We start from the raw sequence: 17,339 nt of genomic DNA, 5'->3' as shown, positions 1-17,339 counted from the left end.
AGAATCTTATATAGAAAAGGAGATGATATTTTGTTAACAGCAAAGGATGCATCAGGCAGCATGTTTACCCTTCCGATAACGGCCGATTTCGAGATGCTTCATACAATAAGGAAAAGGAAATTCTTTTGTCCCTGCTGTGATGGCGACCTAATCCTCAAGGCTGGCTCCATTAAAATTCCTCACTTTGCACACAAAAGCAGCATCGAATGCACGGCAGCTTCTGAACCTGAATCCCAGTACCATTTACTTGGAAAAAGAAAGCTGTTTAGCTGGCTCCTGTCTAGAGGCATTAGCGCTGAACTGGAATCCTATCTGCCCGGGATTCGTCAAAGAGCGGATATTTTAGCGGTGATAGGAGAAGTAACATACGCTGTTGAATTCCAATGTTCCTCCATCAGCCAGGCTGAGTTTGAGAAACGGACAAATTCCTATCGGAGAGCCGGAATTAGCCCTGTTTGGCTGTTATCAGAAAAAAGTATGGATTCTAATTCGAGGACCAATTTTAATATGAATGCTTTTCAATCTCTATTTCTGTGTGGCTCCACAGCAGCCCCTTTTCTCCTCACCTATTGTCCTCTCGAAAATCTTCTTATCATCCGCAGAAATATAGTAGCTTTCTCACCTAGAAAATGGCTTGGAGAATCAGCTGCTTTTCTCCTTGATCGCTTACCCCCAAAAATGAATCTTAAATTGCAAACTCCTAATTGGTTTTATGAATGGTGGAGAAACCGTGAGAGCTGGTGTGCTTCAATGGTCAACCATGGTTCCATTAAAAATCCTTTTCTATTGAAACTGTATGCTAATGGGCTATCAGTGGCGTCATTACCTGCTGAAATAGGAATACCTGTTTGCGGGTCGCATATGATTGAAACAGCGGCCATCCAATGGCAGTTCTTAATCTATCTGGGCGCTTTAATAAATGTGCCGGTAAATGGAATCGTTACGGCGGGTGTAGTCAAAAAATGCGTTTCAAGGCATATTAAAAGAGGAGATATCCGGCTAAGGAGTTTGCCTTTATTGGATGAAGTGAATGCGTGGATTCCTGCAATGGACTATCTTAAACTGCTTGATACGGCCGGTTATTTGGAGAAGATCAGTGGTTCCGCCTGGAGAAAAAGAAAAGATTTTACTATACTGGAAACAAAGCAAGAGCAACAGGAGTTTTTCCGAAGATGGCATTTGATTCTAAAAGATCATTGGCAATGCGGGGACCGTAACTTTTCTGATTACTTCCCATTGTTTCGGTGATGGCTGTTGGCAAAAATAATAAACGGAGGGATTATTATATGGAACAGAAATCAGTTGTAAAGGCTTTGCCTGCACGGAGTGAAGTACCAGTCGAAGAAACCTGGAGGCTTGAGGATATTTTTTCAACAGATGATGATTGGGAAAAGGAGTTTAATGAAATAAAAACGGAAATCTCTAAGGCTGAATCCTTTAAAGGGACACTTGGTGAAAGCGCTGAAAAGCTGTTTGCCGCACTTCAATTTCAGGATAAAGTAATGGAGCGCCTTGGTAGGCTTTATACATATTCCCATATGCGTTACGATCAGGATACAGCAAATTCCTACTATCAAGGTCTTGATGACCGCGCAAAAAATCTTTATTCCCAGGCAGCCAGCGGATTTTCCTATATTGTTCCGGAGCTGCTTTCTATAGAAGAAGCGACAATTGAGCGGTTTTTAAAGGAAAAGGCTGAGCTTGAGCTGTATAGACATGCGTTAGAGGAAATAAGCCTTCAACGCCCGCATATTTTATCAGCGGAACAGGAAGCGCTTCTGGCCCAGGCCTCTGAGGCAATGAATGCATCCAGCAATACTTTTGGTATGCTGAACAATGCTGATCTTGAGTTCCCAACCATTAAGGATGAAAATGGAAACAGGGTGGAAATTACTCATGGTCGTTATATCCGCTTTCTTGAGAGTGGAGACCGCCGTGTACGAGAAGAAGCGTTTAAAGCGGTTTACCATACCTATGGGAAGTACCGAAATACTTTTGCTAGCACTTTAGCAGGTACTGTAAAAAAGGATAACTTTTATGCAAGCGTCCGCAAGTATAATTCTGCCAGACATGCTGCACTTAGTGACAATAATATTCCGGAGAGTGTATATGATAATCTTGTTAATACTATCAATGAACATCTCCATCTTTTGCATCGCTATGTAGCTCTTCGGAAGCGCGTCCTTGGAGTCGACGAACTCCATATGTATGATTTATATACTCCTTTAGTTAAAGAAGTTAAAATGGAGATTCCTTATGAAGAGGCAAAGGAACTGATCCTTAAAGGACTTGCACCGCTTGGCGAGGATTATAATAAAGTGCTCCAATCTGGATTTGAAAACCGTTGGGTAGATGTACATGAAAACAAAGGAAAACGAAGCGGAGCCTATTCTTCTGGCGCTTACGGCACAAACCCATATATCCTAATGAACTGGCAGGATAATGTTAATAATCTGTTCACCCTGGCACATGAATTCGGACATTCTGTCCATAGCTATTTTACTAGAGCGACACAGCCATTTCCTTATGGTAATTATTCAATCTTTGTAGCTGAAGTTGCTTCGACCTGCAATGAAAACTTGTTGAATGATTACCTATTGAACACAATGGAGGATGAAAAGAAGCGGATATATTTACTGAACCATTATTTAGAAGGCTTCAGAGGTACTGTGTTCCGTCAAACTATGTTCGCCGAGTTCGAGCATATGATACACCAAAAAGCTCAAAATGGGGAAGCACTAACCCCTGATTTATTGACGAAGGAATATTATGAACTCAATAAAAAATATTTTGGCAATGACGTGGTTATTGATGAAGAAATCGGGCTTGAGTGGTCAAGGATTCCGCATTTCTATTACAACTACTATGTTTACCAATATGCGACAGGATTCAGTGCAGCAACAGCGTTAAGCAAGCAGATCCTCGAAGAAGGCAAACCGGCAGTTGACAGATATCTGGAATTCCTTAGGGCAGGAAGCTCTGATTATCCTATCGAAGTACTGAAAAAAGCGGGAGTCGACATGACAGAGGCTGACCCAATCAGGGAAGCACTCAAAGTATTCGAAGAAAAATTAACTGAAATGGAACAGCTTCTATAAGTATAGTTTCTTTAGGGCGCGTTGAAACCGTGCCCTAATTCGTTTACTAAATAAAATCAACGGCTAAATTAATCACCATTTTGGACATGGCATTCTAGATTCGGGACAAATTAATTGATGGAATGTCGGTTATAAGCCAACAAAAGTAAAAGTTTCCCAGACGTGTGGACATGTGCTAATCGGGCATCGGAATGAATTAAAAAGTGATGGATTTCAGCGGTTTAGCCGCCGTTTACAGGTGCTTGAATCCTAGTACAAAAGGCCAGTCTCACGGTACAACATGTACCCGGACTGGCCTTTTGTTAAATAAGAATGCTTAACTCTTTTAACTCAGCGCCCAACAACTTTTTTACGGAGTAAACTAAAGCCCCGACGTACAGGACAAGGAACGCTACGGTAGCGATACATCGCACAAAACAAAGCGGCAGCTTTATGAGAAAGTGGCTACCTTAGCAATGTGCTTCTAAACTGACCAGACACTTTCGCCTTTCAAAATCCTTTAAACCGGTTACGGCTATTAATTAAAACCACGATTACAAACAATGTGACAAAGAGGATGGGTGAGCTTATATACAATGGAATTAATTCCATCAAACCAAGGAGCTGAATGAATAATGCACCCAATAAAATTGCAGCGACCAAGGCTATATGAATCTTTTTCATATTTACCTCCGAAACCTTTTATATACACAATATGTATAGGGCTCGGCTTTAATCACTGATTTTGACAATATTGTGAAAAAACACACAAAGTTATTGATGTGATTAAGGTTGTTTGATATTATGGATGTGAAGTTAATCACAAACTAAACATATACCCCTTTGTTTGATCTCGTGAAAGCTTTAACCCATCCCCTTTGTTCGTATTTAATATAGGAAAACCCCTTGCTTCATTTCAGGCAAGGGGTTTTCTCATTGATCTAGGAAATAATAAAATTCTCGAGTTGTCAGGATGTGGCGATTTCCTTCTTCTGTCAGGGCGCTTGCGCTTTTGCTCTGAAACTGGACTTTCATTTCAAAGCGGTACCGCAAATTTATTTTTCGATATACTTCCAGAAGGTCCCGAATTTTGCGGGAATTTTCTCTACAACCTGCTTTAATACAAGCTTCTTCATTTCACGCTCGACTTCTTCTTTGTTCATATTATATACAACGGATATTTCCTTGGTGGCAACAAGTTTAAAGGTGGACATAAATGCTTCCAGAGAGGGAGGCTCAGCCGGTGTGGGACTCTCATTCAACATTTCTCTGAGAATCTGTACATAGACCTCATAAGGATAGACACCTGATACCTTTATTCCTTCTTCTTCAATAAACTGGCTAAAAAAAACCAGCGTCGGGATTTCACTTACGTCCATTTCCGATGTGATTTTCAGATCACATTGAAACCCTTTTGCAGCGCTGGCTGAATTCATGTCATTCAGAAATTCCTCGACGTCAAGATCGACCTTTTTTGCACATTCCTTCAAAACATTCATATCAGAAATATCTTCTTTTTCCAGAAATACAAGCTCCTGAAGCTTCCGCAAAAATCGGATAGCCAGCTTTCTGCCTTGCAGTTCAGCGGCCTTAATGGCGATTGAAGCACTGTAAGGGGCTGAAATCGGATTTTCAAGCCATAAATTACCGTCACATGACATTCCGGATCTACTGGCTGTTTTTTCCCAAACCTGTGCCATGGTTTCATAGCTTTTATTGTTGCGCGGATTTAAAGAAGCCAGTTTTCCGCTTAAAACATGCTTGATGCTAAAGAAACGTCCATATTCGATCTGAAGTTTTTTTAATATTGGCTCCATTGCCCAGCATTCGGGGCATAGAGGATCAATAAAGATATAAATCTCAATAGGTTTTGTTCCTGTCCCGTAGCAATGTTGTGATTGAATCCAATCCGAAACATTGAAAACCGGCTTTTGAGAGCTCAAAGGTCTACTCCTTTCCCGCTGGCGTCCGGTGAGTTGATCATGTGCTGCGCCGTTAAAACGAGGCGATGGTAAAAGAATTCACGTATTTCTCCATCGAGGCCAATTTCATCCATTGCCTCCATCATACAGGAAAGCCACGCTTCGGAACGTTTTGGTGTGATCTCAAAAGGAATGTGCCTGGCACGCAACATCGGATGTCCGTGTTCATTCGTATATAGTGATGGACCGCCTAAGTACTGGGTCATAAATTGTTTTTGTTTTCTGGCTGTTTCGGTTAAATCTTCTGGGAATATTTCAATCAGGTCAGGATGCTTGCTAACTTTGGAGTAAAAAAGGTCGATTAATTGATTTAATCTTTCTTTTCCGATTGCTTCATAAGGTGTAGGGTTACCCATTGTCATGCTGATTACTCCCTTTTTAAGTTAGTTGGTAATTTTATTTTATCAATGGAAGGACAATATCTCAAACATCTAGCTTTTTCCTGGGATTTTCGTACCATTTTAAACAACTATTAAGGCCGGGGAAAATAAAAAGCAGGTTAAACCTTAAATAATTTAAGGGATTAACCTGCTTGGTGGCAGTTCGTGGTGCTAAGTCAGCTATGAAAATAATTCATTACTTTTTGAACGTATTTTTGTGTTTCCTTGAAAGGAGGGATCCCTCCATATTTATCTACATTTCCGGGACCTGCATTATAGGCAGCGAGAGCCATTTCTATACTGCCGTTATACTTGTCCATCATTTGGCGAAGATATTTGCTGCCGCCCATTATGTTCTCAAGCGGGTCAAAGATATTTTTTACTCCAAGTCCTTGTGCTGTTGCAGGCATAAGCTGCATAAGCCCGGAGGCACCCGCATGGCTTGCTGCGTTCGGATTGAAATTGGATTCCTGTTTAATTACCGATTTAATTAATTTTGCAGGTAGCTTGTATACATCCGCTGCCTGTTCAATCAAAGATTCAATACCTTCACCGCCTGAATGGCCTTTTGAAAAAGTTAAAGACGCGGGAGGCAGGGAAGGGATCAAGCTTAAAGGAGCAGGTTTTTTTGCCTCTTCATCAGCAATTAAACCCATCTCTGTAATTTCATCCAAAACACTTCCAAGTGATGATGCAAGCTCCTCAGCTTTATCTCCGCTCATTAGTTCGCGCAGCATTGACTGAAACGGATTTGTTTGGCTCGCTTCCCCGGAAGGCTTTGAGCCGGTAAGCCCCTGTAGTGCCTGAAGCTCGAACGCCACTGTATAATCCTGTATTTTCAATTTTTTCCACCTCAAGGTATATTGTTAAGTCACATAAACATGATAGTCAGAAGTAAATGTTGAATAGTTAACATACCAATAAATCGCAGTTCATTTGCCTGCGTATTTTTGCTTGTAGAAACGCCTAACCTTATTTTCGGTTTTTCGGATGGGAATTTCAAGCACTTTCAACAAATGTTCAAAAATTCCTTTGCCCTGCTGAAAGCTTTTGGCTTCATATTCAAGCTCAAAATCCTCTTTTCCAAGATAGATGCTGTGGTCCACAGCAAGCAAACCGCCCTGATAATTGATTTCCACCCTATTTGTAGCGAGCATCCCGAAATATTCGATGTTTTCCGGGACAATGTCCATTTTGGAAATTAATTCTTTTATTGTGCCACCTGGAATCGGGGCTCCTTGAAGCATGTTTAAAGCCATTTCAGCCGCTAAAGGTTCATTGGTTTCAAGCAATCCTTCCTTTGCCGGCTGTTTTAAGGTCAATATGTATTGTCCTTTTTTGTGGCGGATCCGCAGGGCGCACCCTTTATCTCTTAACGAAAAGTTACTTGTGTCAAAGTAATGGTTTTCCTGAAAAGCAAAGCTTTCGTCCTTGAGCTTAAAAAAGGCCGATATTTTCTCAAATTCTTCTTTTGTCAGCATGTTTTTAAATTCTATTTCTAATTCCTGATTCAAACCCGATCATCCTTTCATTGAAAGATTTGTCCCTTTATTTCCCAAAGTTTATGCATGTTGGCACAGTTATGATAAAATAAAAGCGTTAAAACAGGAGGTTGTTTAAATGAAGCAAAAAGTTACGATTGCCAAAGCAGAATGGCGAGGAAGTGAGCTTGCTCTTGTGCCAGGCAATGAAACCGACTTATCAGTACTAAAACCGAAAGGTCAGTTATTGGTAGATTCCGATGGCTTATCATTTATTTATATTACAGAAGATGACGAAGATTATATATATATTTCTTTGCCGGAAGCAATCTGGCCGGAGCTTAATGTGGCATTAAGAGAAAACAGCAGCGTCGTTGCTGTCTCCGGAGGTACACAGCTGGAGCTTATCGGAATCCACAGCGAGCTGGAATATTTGATTGAAAATATAAAAGGAAACGGCAACTATGGTGAAGAACTAGTAAAAAGAGTGGAAGAGATTTTTTTTGCGGAGAGTGAATTTTAAAATTCGTCCGTAATATCGTAATCCCTCCGCATAAGCAGAATACAGTTAAGTGTCCAGTCCTTTGGCATTTTGTATGATCGCTTGGAGCGGCAAGTTTTTGATAGAAAAATATTTTAATACTACATAAGCTTTAAGCTGTTCGGAAAGAGGCATGCTTAATGCTAGTGTACCTCTTGTGTTCAGTTTAGCTTCGTTGGCAGGTGTCGAAACAATGGTGCATTGGGATGATTTTTTAGCTCCTTACAAGCAGGCAGTTGAAGAGCTGAAAGTGAAACTTAAAGGAATGAGAACACAATTCGAGCGTGATCACATCCATTCCCCTATAGAGTTTGTGACTGGCAGAGTGAAGCCCGTGGTAAGCATACTTGATAAAGCTGCGCAAAAAAATATACCGCTCGATAAATTGGATACGGAAATGCAGGATATTGCGGGATTAAGGATGATGTGCCAATTTGTTGATGACATTCGCAGGGTGGTGGAGCTCCTTCGCAATAGAAATGATTTTGAGATAGTCGAGGAGCGGAATTATATTTCACACAAGAAAGCGAGCGGGTATCGTTCCTATCATGTCGTTATCAGCTATCCGGTCCAGACTATACATGGCGAAAAAAAGATTTTGGCGGAAATCCAAATTCGTACGCTGGCGATGAATTTTTGGGCGACTGTTGAACACTCTTTAAATTATAAGTATAAGGGCCAATTTCCTGAAGACATCCGGCTTAGGCTGAAGGGTGCCGCTGAGGCCGCTTTTCATCTCGATGAGGAAATGTCTAAAATACGCCATGAAATACAGGAAGCACAGCGGATTTTTACAACTAAAAAGGATAATCCGGATTTTTGACTTAAAGGAGGGACGAAATGAAATTTGCTATCACTTCAAAGGGAGATTCCAAATCTAATACCCTTATGCATAAGATGCGAACGTATTTATTAGATTTTAATCTGGAATATGATGAGGACCAGCCTGATATTGTCGTCTCTGTCGGAGGTGACGGGACTCTGCTTTATGCTTTCCACCGCTATAAAAACAGGCTGGATAAGACGGCATTTGTCGGAGTACATACTGGCCATCTGGGCTTTTATGCAGACTGGACACCCGATGAAATTGAAAAATTAGTAATCGCCCTGGCCAAAACTCCCTTTCAAATTGTTGAATATCCTCTTCTCGAAAGTATCGTCCGTTATCAGCATGGAGGCCGGGAAACACGTTATTTGGCTTTGAATGAATCGACGGTTAAAAGCGTTGAAGGGACTCTTGTAATGGACGTGGAAATCCGAGGCCAGCATTTTGAAACCTTCCGCGGGGATGGGCTTTGCATGTCTACTCCATCAGGAAGCACTGCCTATAATAAGGCGCTAGGCGGAGCGATCATTCATCCTGCTATTGATGCACTTCAGCTGGCAGAGATGGCTTCGATCAATAATCGGGTTTTTAGGACCGTCGGATCTCCGCTCATTTTGCCGGCTCATCATACCTGTATGCTTAAACCGGTCAATAACGTTGATTTTCAGATTACAGTTGACCATTTGACTCTCCTTCACAAGGATGTCAAATCGATACAATATAGGGTAGCCGATGAAAAAATTCGTTTTGCCCGCTTTAGGCCCTTCCCGTTTTGGAAGCGCGTCCATGATTCATTTATTTCTAATTAAAGGGAATGGAGACTATGAAGGGCAAACATCTTCAGCACTCATTTCAGCTTGAATGGACTGCTGACGCTAAGTACGAAGGAATATTGCTGCGCAGTTTTCTTCAGGAAAATAGCGTATCGCGGAGTGCTTTAACAGACATAAAATTTAAGGGCGGACGGATAGAAGTGAATGAGAGGGAAGTGACTGTCCGGCATCCGATTCAAGCAGGTGACCGAATCAGGCTTACATTCCCGCCGGAGCAGCCGAGTGAAGGCCTTATACCGCAAACCATTCCGCTAACTATTAAATATGAGGACGATTACGTACTTGCAGTCGTAAAACCGCCCTTTATGAATACGATCCCTTCTCGGGAGCATCCATCAGAAAGCCTTGCCAACGCACTGGCAGGATATTATCTGGCAAAAGGGCTTTCTTCCACCGTACATATTGTTACCCGCCTCGATAGGGACACATCAGGATTGCTTCTGATAGCCAAGCATAGACATATTCATCATCTCCTAAGTGAGCAGCAAAAAAAAGGGCTGGTGCAGAGGCGTTATGAAGCGATCGTGCATGGGAACCTTGAAGCCGATAAGGGAATTATTGAGGTACCGATAGGAAGGAAACCAACAAGTATCATCGAGCGCGAGGTCCGAATGGACGGCAAATATGCCTGCACGGAATTTACTGTTATTTCCCGCCTGGAATCTCGGACGCATATAGGGCTTCAACTGCGGACCGGCAGAACACATCAGATTCGAGTCCATATGGCTTATGCCGGACATCCGCTATGCGGTGATGATTTATATGGGGGCAGTAATGAAGAAATAGCCAGGCAAGCTTTGCATTGCTGCCAGCTTTCCTTTACTCATCCCATTACGAATGATCTGATTACGTTAACTGAACCGCTTCCGCAAGATATTCGTGAATTATTATCCAAACCTTGAAACCAAAGGCTGAACGCCAGTTGAATTATCCAATGGCAGTTCAGCCCTTTCTGTTTTGGAAATAGTAAGGTAAGAGTTGTGGATAACTAAAGTAGAATGTCTATCTCTAGCTCCAGCGCCCAGCAACTTTTTTTTACGCAGTAAAAATAAAGCAATTTTTTTTACGTAGTAAAATAAATCCACGACGCATACGACTGCCAGTGCCGACGTTGCCACAGGACATGGACAGCTACGGCTGCCGATAAATCGCACGAAACAAAGCGGCAGCTTTGTGAGGACCTGGAGACCTTATGTCCTTCTTCATTCAGGGCGCTTGCGCTTTTGTTTCGTGAATACGCCCTTTTCCTTCATTTTGCAGGGATTAATGGACGAGTGTAATAACGAATTGATGGTAACGGGAATACGTTATTAATGAAACATATTTATTTTTCTTCAAAGGAACGAAATTTTTCAGGCACGAACGGCATGGAGGAGGGTACATCTGCAATTTCGAATTCTGGGTACCGAAGTGCCGTGAGTTTGCCGCCAAAAACGCAGCCTGTATCAATATTATAGGTGTTATTAATTTTGCGAGGTTCCTTTACAGGCGTATGCCCGTATACAACCCAGGTGTTCCCTTTATAGGCAAGGGCCCAATCCCTTCGTTCCGGAGTTCCGTCCGGATTCGTTGCTCCTGTAATATCTCCGTACAGCACGAACGTTTTTACCTTTGACGAGGTGTTCCCTATAAAATCGGCCCTAATTCCCGCATGGGCAATGATAAGCTTGCGATTATCAAGGATACGGTAAAGGGGCGCAGATTCATAGAGGTCCCTGAACATTTTATTTACTTTTTTCTGTTCCCGAACTGATAGGCTTCCATACTCCGCAACGGTGGTTTCAAGCCCGTGTGTAATCTGGACATTTCTGCCCAGGAAAAAGCGGTACAGTTTGTTGCAATGGTTTCCTGGCACATAGAAAGCATTATTTTGCTCAACAGCCAGCCGATATACAACGTCTACTACTTTAAGGGATTCAGGCCCCCGATCGGTTAAATCACCAACGAACGCAAGCTTCCTTCCATCCGGATGGAAGGGTAAGCCTGACTCCCATGAATAACCCAGTTTTACAGTCAAATCATATAATTCCTGATAACATCCGTGGATGTCTCCGATAATATCCAATTTCAAATTGTCTTTCCCCCCTTACAGCTTTCCATCATACTTGTTGACAGTATAAACACGTTTAACCCATGATAACATTTTGAAATGAAGCAGAGCATTACTTAAAAAGATATATTCGCATACGTTTTAGTATTTACGGGTACGAATGATAGTATCACTATTAAACAAAGTGAAACCATGAGAAATTGGAAAACTTGCCTGTCTTGTCATAACGGCCGGCTTGAAGGATAATGATGAATGGGATTATGGGAACGGCAGCAGCTTATATAAAATAGTGTTGTAGGGAGGGGGGCATCTGATGACAGAACAAAGGGAGCATGAAAGGAATAATTACAATTCTGACCTGCTGATCAAATCTCTTGAAAATGAACATATCGAACTGTTCCGTGAAGAGTTTTTGGATATGCATCCATACGACCAGGCACAGTTTTTTACGATGTTGGATAAGAATGTAAGGGCTAAAGTATATCTATATCTGTCGCCGGAAGAGATGGCCGCCCTTTTTGAAAATATCGAAAATGAAGAAGAAGATTACGAAGATATCCTGTCTGAAATGGCTCCAGCGTATGTTGCAGACATGCTCTCAGAAATGTACACCGATGATGCGGTTGACGTATTAAATGAACTTGATAAAGATCAGGCTGTAAGCTATCTGACGATCATGGATAATGAAGCGGCTCAGGAAATTAAAGAGCTGCTCCACTATGAAGAATACACTGCCGGAAGTATCATGACTACAGAGTTTATTGCCATTGAAGCTAATCAGACAGTCCGGTCAGCTATGTATATACTGAAAAAAGAAGCACCTGAGGCGGAAACTATTTATTATATATATGTAGTGGATGAGGAGAAAAAGCTTGTTGGCGTTATATCTTTAAGGGATCTAATTGTGGCAGACGATGATACGATGATACTTGAGGTTATGAACGACCGTGTCGTATCTGTTTCTGTCAGCGAAGATCAGGAGGAAGTTGCCAGGTTAATGAGAGATTATAATTTCCTCGCTGTTCCGGTTGTCGATTTTCAAGACCATCTTCTTGGAATTATCACAGTCGATGATATCATTGACGTAATGGAAGAGGAAGCTTCAGACGACTATTCCAAACTGGCCGGTGTTTCCGATATGGACCGGGTAGATAAAGGACCATTCGCTGCGGCAAAGAAACGTTTGCCTTGGCTGGTGATTCTCCTTTTTCTTGGCATGCTGACAGCCAGCCTAATTGGCCGGTTTGAAGAAACACTTAACCAAAAGGCGATTTTGGCTGTATTTATCCCGCTAATAGCCGGCATGGCCGGAAATACTGGAACTCAGGCTCTAGCCGTGGCCGTGCGCGGAATTGCAACAGGTGAACTCGATGACGGAAGCAAGTGGAAGCTGATTATCCGGGAAGCGGGTACAGGCCTCATAACCGGTGCCACATGTGGTGTACTCATCACTATTGTTGTATACTTCTGGCACGGGGATTGGTTTCTGGGTTTCCTTGTGGGATTATCTATTCTTATAACGCTCATCGTGGCAACACTTGCAGGCTCTTTGGTTCCGCTTATTATGCATAAAATGAAAGTCGACCCTGCTGTCGCATCCGGGCCTTTCATAACCACGATAAATGATATCATTAGTATTTTAATTTACTTTGGGATGGCCACTATGTTCATGAGCTATTTGCATTAAAAAAATGGTAAAGCAGAAAGGGCTGGCTCATTTTTGTGAGCCAGCCTTTTTTATGGAAGATTCCAGAAATTCTTTCTTCAATAGGGAAAAAACATTAACTTCATGAGAACGTCCACCCTGGTAGATATAATCCCTTAACAGTCCTTCATGCTGAAATCCTATTTTTTTAAGCATATTGGCTGAGGCAATATTTTCTGGATAAACGACAGCGCCGATCCGCTGTAGTCCTAGGTCATTAAAGGCGTACGACAGAATCTTGCTGACTGCTTCCGTTGTGTATCCGTTTCTCCAAAAATGAGGGTGCAGCTCATAGCCAATTTCTGCACGTTTGTTTGGAGAGCTCCAGTTGTTTATACCCACCGTCCCTATAAATTGATCCGTTTGTTTATGGATGATACCCCAGCGAATGCCACGTTTACTGTGAAAGTTATTTTTAAATGATTCAATAATATGGAATGCCTCTTTAATGGATGTAAGATTATCCAGACCGTAAAACCTTGTAACCTCATCTAAGGAAAAAATATTATATAAAGCCATTGCGTTAGCCTCTATTATTTCGATCAGGTGGAGCCGCTTTGTTTCTAGCTCAGGAAAAACCATCTTAAATCCCCGCTTTTCGTTTTCGAATAGTATACCATGTCCCATGTTGTTAGAATGAGTATTAACAAGTAAATGTAAAGCTTACAGAAAAGATGCTGCTGTTTCCTGAAACTGATTGTATTGAAAAGAACATGAATATGAAATTAAGCTTTTTTAATACAGCCTTTTTGTTTATAATAGATTTAGTACTAGGTACTAATAACTTGTGTTAAACAGGAGGGCATCAATCTAATGACTTTTTCTTTAGAAGGAAAAACATTTGTTGTAATGGGTGTAGCAAATAAACGCAGTATCGCGTGGGGAATTGCTCGTTCTCTCCACAATGCGGGTGCTAATTTAATTTTTACATATGCTGGAGAACGCCTGGAGAAAAGCGTCCGGGAACTTGCGGAATCTTTAGAGGGCACAACATCCCCTGTATTGCCATGTGATGTTACAAATGATGAAGATATCGAAAAGTGCTTTGCATCGATTAAGGAAATAGCAGGGTCCATTCACGGGATAGCTCACTGTATCGCTTTTGCCAATAAAGAAGAGCTGGAAGGCGACTATATGAACACAACACGGGATGGCTTTTTGCTTGCCCATAATATCAGCTCGTACTCCTTGACTGCTGTTGCAAAGGGCGCAAAAGAGATAATGGCGGAAGGAAGCAGCATTGTAACCCTAACATATCTTGGAGGAGAACGTGTGCTCCCTAATTACAATGTCATGGGTGTGGCAAAGGCTTCACTTGAGGCCAGCGTAAGATACTTAGCGAGCGACCTTGGCAAATTCGGAATCCGGGTAAATTCCATTTCTGCCGGTCCAATTCGAACGCTATCTGCTAAAGGAATAAGCGACTTTAACTCCATCTTAAAGCAGATTGAAGAAAGAGCACCGCTTCGCCGGACCACAACGCCTGAAGAAGTCGGCGATACAGCTCTATTCTTATTCAGCGACCTTGCACGCGGTATAACGGGTGAAAACATTCATGTGGACTCCGGATATCACGTGATGGGATAAGAGCAGATAAATTAGAAGCGCCGGAATTTATTTTCCCGGCGTTTTTATTATTGTATAAAAATTTCACTCAAGTTTGCATTTCCCTTACTCATTTTTAATCAGAAAACTTCATACATAGTAAGAGAAGTTTATTAAAAAGGCAAAAAAGATAATACTCTGTAGGTATTTTTTAAAGTATGAAAGCATCTCTAATGGAACATCTTCAGTTAAGATTTAAGCTCTATACAGCGTAACCTTAGTATGTCAGGGTATCATAAAAGGATAACTTACCTATAAATTTAAATAGCCAGTTGGGCATTAATAGGTCAGAAGAATATTTTTTCTGTTGCGGGGTCTTATTAATGAGATTCTATGTATAGGTTATTACATTAATGATGGTTAGTCAAAATAAAGATTTTATTATAACACAATTCGTTATAAAAGTAAATAATACTTATTCGTTTTTGTAAAAAAATCCTTAAACAATGGTTTTCGAAAGATGTTAGGTATAATAGAAAAAGGTAATTTCACCCACATTGCAAAGGAGTTTATCGTATATGGCTCAACCAAAGACAAGGGACGATGTTCAGGCTTCGGAGAAATGGAATTTGTCAGATATTTATTCGGATTTAGAGGCTTGGGAAAAGGACTATGAAGAGGTTTCCAGGCAAGTAGATAAAATCCGTCAATTCGAAGGGAACATAAAGGACGCACATTCACTGCTCAATTATTTAACACTAACTGAAAAGGTTAGCCAAACATTCAGCCATCTCCAGATCTATACGATGCTGCTTAATGATGAGGATACTCGGGTATCCAGTTCGCAGGCATTGCTCCAACGATCACAGCAATTAGGAACAAAACTGAGCACTGCTATGTCCTTCTTTATGCCTTTTCTATTGGAAATGGATGAAGATAAACTAAAAGGCTATATTGCCGCAGAAGATGGTTTGAAATATTTTGAAGAAGACCTTCTGGATTCATTCAGGTATAAGAAACATGTACTGTCGAAGGAACAGGAGGAAATTCTTTCTCATTTGGGCGAAGCACTATCAGCGCCAAGAAATACATTCGGGATGATCAATAATGCGGATATAGAATTTGGGGAAGTAACCGATGATGATGGCCGCAAAGTCCAGCTAACCAGAGGTATGTATTCCAAACTGATTGAGGATGAAGACCGTGAAAAGCGCAAAGAAGCTTATAAGGCATATTACAAGCCTTATCTCCAGCTGAAAAATACGATTGCTTCTACGCTATCTGCTTCCATTAAAAACAATGTTACAACTTCAAGGCTAAGAGGGTATCCATCAGCTCTGGAAAGAGGTTTGTTCGGCGATAAAGTCCCTGTATCTGTTTATGAAAACTTAATCTCTTCTGCTAAGGAGCACCTTAAAGGCATGGCCAATTATCTGGAAATGAGAAAAAAGAGGCTTGGAGTGGGAGAACTTCGGGCTTATGACATGAGCGTGCCTCTCATTCCAGGACAAAAGAAAGAGATTTCCTATGAAGAGGCATACAGTACAATGCTATCTGCTTTGCAGCCGCTGGGAGAGGAATACATCTCTCTCTTAAAGGAATTCAAAAATGGCCGGATAATTGACGTGCGTGAGACAAAGGGGAAAAGGTCGGGTGCCTACAATATTGGAGTGTATGGTGTCCATCCCTATGTATTGCTGAATCACCAGGATGATCTTGACAGCTTGTTTACCCTTGTTCACGAGCTAGGCCACGCAGCTCATAGTTATTACAGCAATAAGCATCAGCCGTATATCTCAGCCAGATATTCGATTTTTGTGGCTGAGGTCGCTTCGACTGTAAATGAAGTTTTATTAATTCGATACCTGCTTAAACAAACGGAAGATCAGGAAATGAAGGCGTATCTGCTTAACCATTTTATTGACCAATTTAGGGGTACGTTTTTTACTCAGGTTATGTTTGCTGAGTTTGAAAAAATAACCCATGAGAAAGCAGAAGCCGGACAGCCGCTGAATGCAGAGGAATTCAATAAAATATATGAATCCTTGTTTAGGCAATATAATGGTGAATCTCTTGTTTTCGATGATGAAGTGAAGTATGGATGGTCTCGTATTCCACACTTCTATCGTCCTTTTTATGTATATAAATATGCAACTGGCTTTACATCCGCTATCGATATTGCGGATCGGCTGCTGAACGGTGATTCGGAAACGCTGGAGAATTATTTGTCCTTCCTAAAAAGCGGGGGTTCGGATTATCCGCTCGAGTTATTGCGAAAAACAGGAGTAGTTCTGGAAACAGGAGAGTCAGTCAATAATGCATTGAAAGTATTTGAAGGACTAGTTGAAGAATTGAACAGGCTTTTATAGAAAATGGAACGAGAGGTGATAACGCCTCTCTTTTTCTTTTTTGCTGACTTTCTAAGGGAGTGGGGCCATTTCTTTTTCTAATAACACAAACACAGTGTTTACTATATGAATTCACGCCTTCTGTTTGTCATATTTCTGGTGTTTCCTTCATAAGGATAGTGAGTAGAATCATGATATTGATGTGAGAATACACACCAGGAGGGATTTGGCATGAGCACCGAGAAGGGACCTCAGGATCAAAAACCATTTATGTATATTATCCAGCCCAAATTAAATAAGCCTGAGCGGGATATGCAGTCTGAATACAGATCGATTAAAAAAAATAATAAAAAAGCTCGAGAAAATGAATTAGCATTACAAGAAGAAGCAAAGGCCAAGGCGGAAGAGGAAGCAAAGGCCAAGGCGGAAGAGGAAGCACGGGCCAGGGCAGAAGAGGAAGCACGAGCCAGGGCCGAAGCAGAAGCTCAAGCTAAAGCAGAAGAGGAAGCACGGGCCAAGGCCGAAGCAGAAGCACGAGCAAAGGCAGAGGCAGAAGCACGAGTCAGGGCGG

General features: G+C 41.5%; 17 protein-coding genes. 10 read left to right on the top strand and 7 right to left on the bottom strand.

Annotated elements, in window-relative coordinates; genetic code table 11:
- The first annotated feature begins 30 nt into the window (after positions 1 to 30).
- Both D0469_RS13060 and pepF (D0469_RS13055) read left to right on the top strand, forming a co-directional pair.
- Positions 31 to 1,248 (top strand): competence protein CoiA, encoded by a 1,218-nt coding sequence (locus tag D0469_RS13060; RefSeq protein WP_117327184.1) that lies wholly within the window; start codon positions 31 to 33, stop codon positions 1,246 to 1,248.
- Between the two features lie 38 nt (positions 1,249 to 1,286).
- A complete protein-coding gene (pepF, locus tag D0469_RS13055) occupies positions 1,287 to 3,098 on the top strand; it encodes an oligoendopeptidase F (RefSeq protein WP_117327183.1) in 1,812 nt (603 codons plus the stop codon).
- A gap of 489 nt (positions 3,099 to 3,587) precedes the next feature.
- Here the strand turns inward: pepF (D0469_RS13055) and D0469_RS21375 are convergent, their stop codons facing one another.
- The 5 genes from D0469_RS21375 to D0469_RS13035 form a co-directional block, all read right to left on the bottom strand.
- A complete protein-coding gene (locus D0469_RS21375) occupies positions 3,588 to 3,761 on the bottom strand; it encodes a hypothetical protein (protein ID WP_199478516.1) in 174 nt (57 codons plus the stop codon).
- 371 nt (positions 3,762 to 4,132) lie between these two features.
- On the bottom strand, positions 4,133 to 5,020 hold the full coding sequence (locus tag D0469_RS13050; protein ID WP_117327182.1) for a ClpXP adapter SpxH family protein: 888 nt from the start codon (positions 5,018 to 5,020) through the stop codon (positions 4,133 to 4,135).
- Positions 5,017 to 5,421: a globin domain-containing protein gene (locus D0469_RS13045; RefSeq protein WP_233523050.1), complete on the bottom strand. Its 405-nt coding sequence runs from the start codon at positions 5,419 to 5,421 to the stop codon at positions 5,017 to 5,019. The genes D0469_RS13050 and D0469_RS13045 overlap by 4 nt, the downstream gene beginning before the upstream one ends.
- Before the next feature lie 194 nt (positions 5,422 to 5,615).
- Positions 5,616 to 6,281, bottom strand: coding sequence for a lytic transglycosylase domain-containing protein (locus D0469_RS22005; RefSeq protein ID WP_325048956.1), 666 nt, complete (start codon positions 6,279 to 6,281; stop codon positions 5,616 to 5,618).
- A 90-nt stretch (positions 6,282 to 6,371) separates the two neighbouring features.
- Positions 6,372 to 6,953 carry a CYTH domain-containing protein gene (locus D0469_RS13035; RefSeq protein ID WP_117327181.1) on the bottom strand — a complete coding sequence of 194 codons (582 nt, stop codon included), beginning with the start codon at positions 6,951 to 6,953 and terminating at the stop codon, positions 6,372 to 6,374.
- Positions 6,954 to 7,059: 106 nt separating this feature from the next.
- Between D0469_RS13035 and D0469_RS13030 the strand changes: the two genes are divergently transcribed.
- From D0469_RS13030 to D0469_RS13015, 4 genes are all read left to right on the top strand, one after another.
- Positions 7,060 to 7,443 (top strand): UPF0738 family protein, encoded by a 384-nt coding sequence (locus tag D0469_RS13030; RefSeq protein WP_117327180.1) that lies wholly within the window; start codon positions 7,060 to 7,062, stop codon positions 7,441 to 7,443.
- A gap of 211 nt (positions 7,444 to 7,654) precedes the next feature.
- Positions 7,655 to 8,284 carry a GTP pyrophosphokinase gene (locus D0469_RS13025; RefSeq protein ID WP_117327179.1) on the top strand — a complete coding sequence of 210 codons (630 nt, stop codon included), beginning with the start codon at positions 7,655 to 7,657 and terminating at the stop codon, positions 8,282 to 8,284.
- A gap of 17 nt (positions 8,285 to 8,301) precedes the next feature.
- Entirely contained in the window at positions 8,302 to 9,096 is a 795-nt protein-coding gene (locus D0469_RS13020; protein ID WP_117327178.1) for an NAD kinase, read from the top strand.
- Between the two features lie 14 nt (positions 9,097 to 9,110).
- On the top strand, positions 9,111 to 10,022 hold the full coding sequence (locus tag D0469_RS13015; RefSeq protein ID WP_117327177.1) for an RluA family pseudouridine synthase: 912 nt from the start codon (positions 9,111 to 9,113) through the stop codon (positions 10,020 to 10,022).
- A 422-nt stretch (positions 10,023 to 10,444) separates the two neighbouring features.
- Here D0469_RS13015 and prpE read toward each other — a convergent pair whose 3' ends face one another.
- Positions 10,445 to 11,191, bottom strand: a complete 747-nt coding sequence (prpE, locus tag D0469_RS13005) for a bis(5'-nucleosyl)-tetraphosphatase PrpE (protein WP_117327175.1) — start codon at positions 11,189 to 11,191, stop codon at positions 10,445 to 10,447.
- Between the two features lie 292 nt (positions 11,192 to 11,483).
- Here prpE and mgtE point away from each other — a divergent pair, with 292 nt between their 5' ends.
- Positions 11,484 to 12,857 carry a magnesium transporter gene (gene mgtE, locus D0469_RS13000; RefSeq protein ID WP_117327174.1) on the top strand — a complete coding sequence of 458 codons (1,374 nt, stop codon included), beginning with the start codon at positions 11,484 to 11,486 and terminating at the stop codon, positions 12,855 to 12,857.
- Between the two features lie 27 nt (positions 12,858 to 12,884).
- On the opposite strand, the gene D0469_RS12995 is transcribed toward mgtE, so the two are convergent.
- Positions 12,885 to 13,457: a GNAT family N-acetyltransferase gene (locus D0469_RS12995; RefSeq protein WP_117327173.1), complete on the bottom strand. Its 573-nt coding sequence runs from the start codon at positions 13,455 to 13,457 to the stop codon at positions 12,885 to 12,887.
- Positions 13,458 to 13,688: 231 nt separating this feature from the next.
- Here D0469_RS12995 and fabI point away from each other — a divergent pair, with 231 nt between their 5' ends.
- From fabI to D0469_RS12980, 3 genes are all read left to right on the top strand, one after another.
- Complete coding sequence (fabI, locus tag D0469_RS12990; RefSeq protein ID WP_117327172.1) at positions 13,689 to 14,462, top strand: enoyl-ACP reductase FabI; 774 nt, start codon at positions 13,689 to 13,691, stop codon at positions 14,460 to 14,462.
- 536 nt (positions 14,463 to 14,998) lie between these two features.
- A complete protein-coding gene (gene pepF / locus D0469_RS12985) occupies positions 14,999 to 16,789 on the top strand; it encodes an oligoendopeptidase F (protein WP_117327171.1) in 1,791 nt (596 codons plus the stop codon).
- A gap of 210 nt (positions 16,790 to 16,999) precedes the next feature.
- Positions 17,000 to 17,339 (top strand): hypothetical protein (locus tag D0469_RS12980; protein ID WP_407675742.1); only part of this gene is annotated, 340 nt, incomplete at its 3' end.

The organism is Peribacillus saganii (genome assembly GCF_003429095.1).
Classification (GTDB): domain Bacteria; phylum Bacillota; class Bacilli; order Bacillales; family DSM-1321; genus Peribacillus; species Peribacillus saganii.
This window is presented reverse-complemented; position numbering and strand designations above follow the sequence as displayed.

Coding starts and splice junctions, on each gene's coding strand:
- D0469_RS13030 (WP_117327180.1), top strand. CDS start 7,060: ATGAAGCAAAAAGTTACGATTGCCAAAGCAGAATGGCGAGGAAGTGAG.
- D0469_RS13015 (WP_117327177.1), top strand. CDS start 9,111: ATGAAGGGCAAACATCTTCAGCACTCATTTCAGCTTGAATGGACTGCT.
- D0469_RS13045 (WP_233523050.1), bottom strand. CDS start 5,421: ATGACAATGGGTAACCCTACACCTTATGAAGCAATCGGAAAAGAAAGA.
- D0469_RS21375 (WP_199478516.1), bottom strand. CDS start 3,761: ATGAAAAAGATTCATATAGCCTTGGTCGCTGCAATTTTATTGGGTGCA.
- D0469_RS13020 (WP_117327178.1), top strand. CDS start 8,302: ATGAAATTTGCTATCACTTCAAAGGGAGATTCCAAATCTAATACCCTT.
- pepF (WP_117327171.1), top strand. CDS start 14,999: ATGGCTCAACCAAAGACAAGGGACGATGTTCAGGCTTCGGAGAAATGG.
- pepF (WP_117327183.1), top strand. CDS start 1,287: ATGGAACAGAAATCAGTTGTAAAGGCTTTGCCTGCACGGAGTGAAGTA.
- D0469_RS12995 (WP_117327173.1), bottom strand. CDS start 13,457: ATGGTTTTTCCTGAGCTAGAAACAAAGCGGCTCCACCTGATCGAAATA.
- fabI (WP_117327172.1), top strand. CDS start 13,689: ATGACTTTTTCTTTAGAAGGAAAAACATTTGTTGTAATGGGTGTAGCA.
- mgtE (WP_117327174.1), top strand. CDS start 11,484: ATGACAGAACAAAGGGAGCATGAAAGGAATAATTACAATTCTGACCTG.
- D0469_RS13025 (WP_117327179.1), top strand. CDS start 7,655: ATGGTGCATTGGGATGATTTTTTAGCTCCTTACAAGCAGGCAGTTGAA.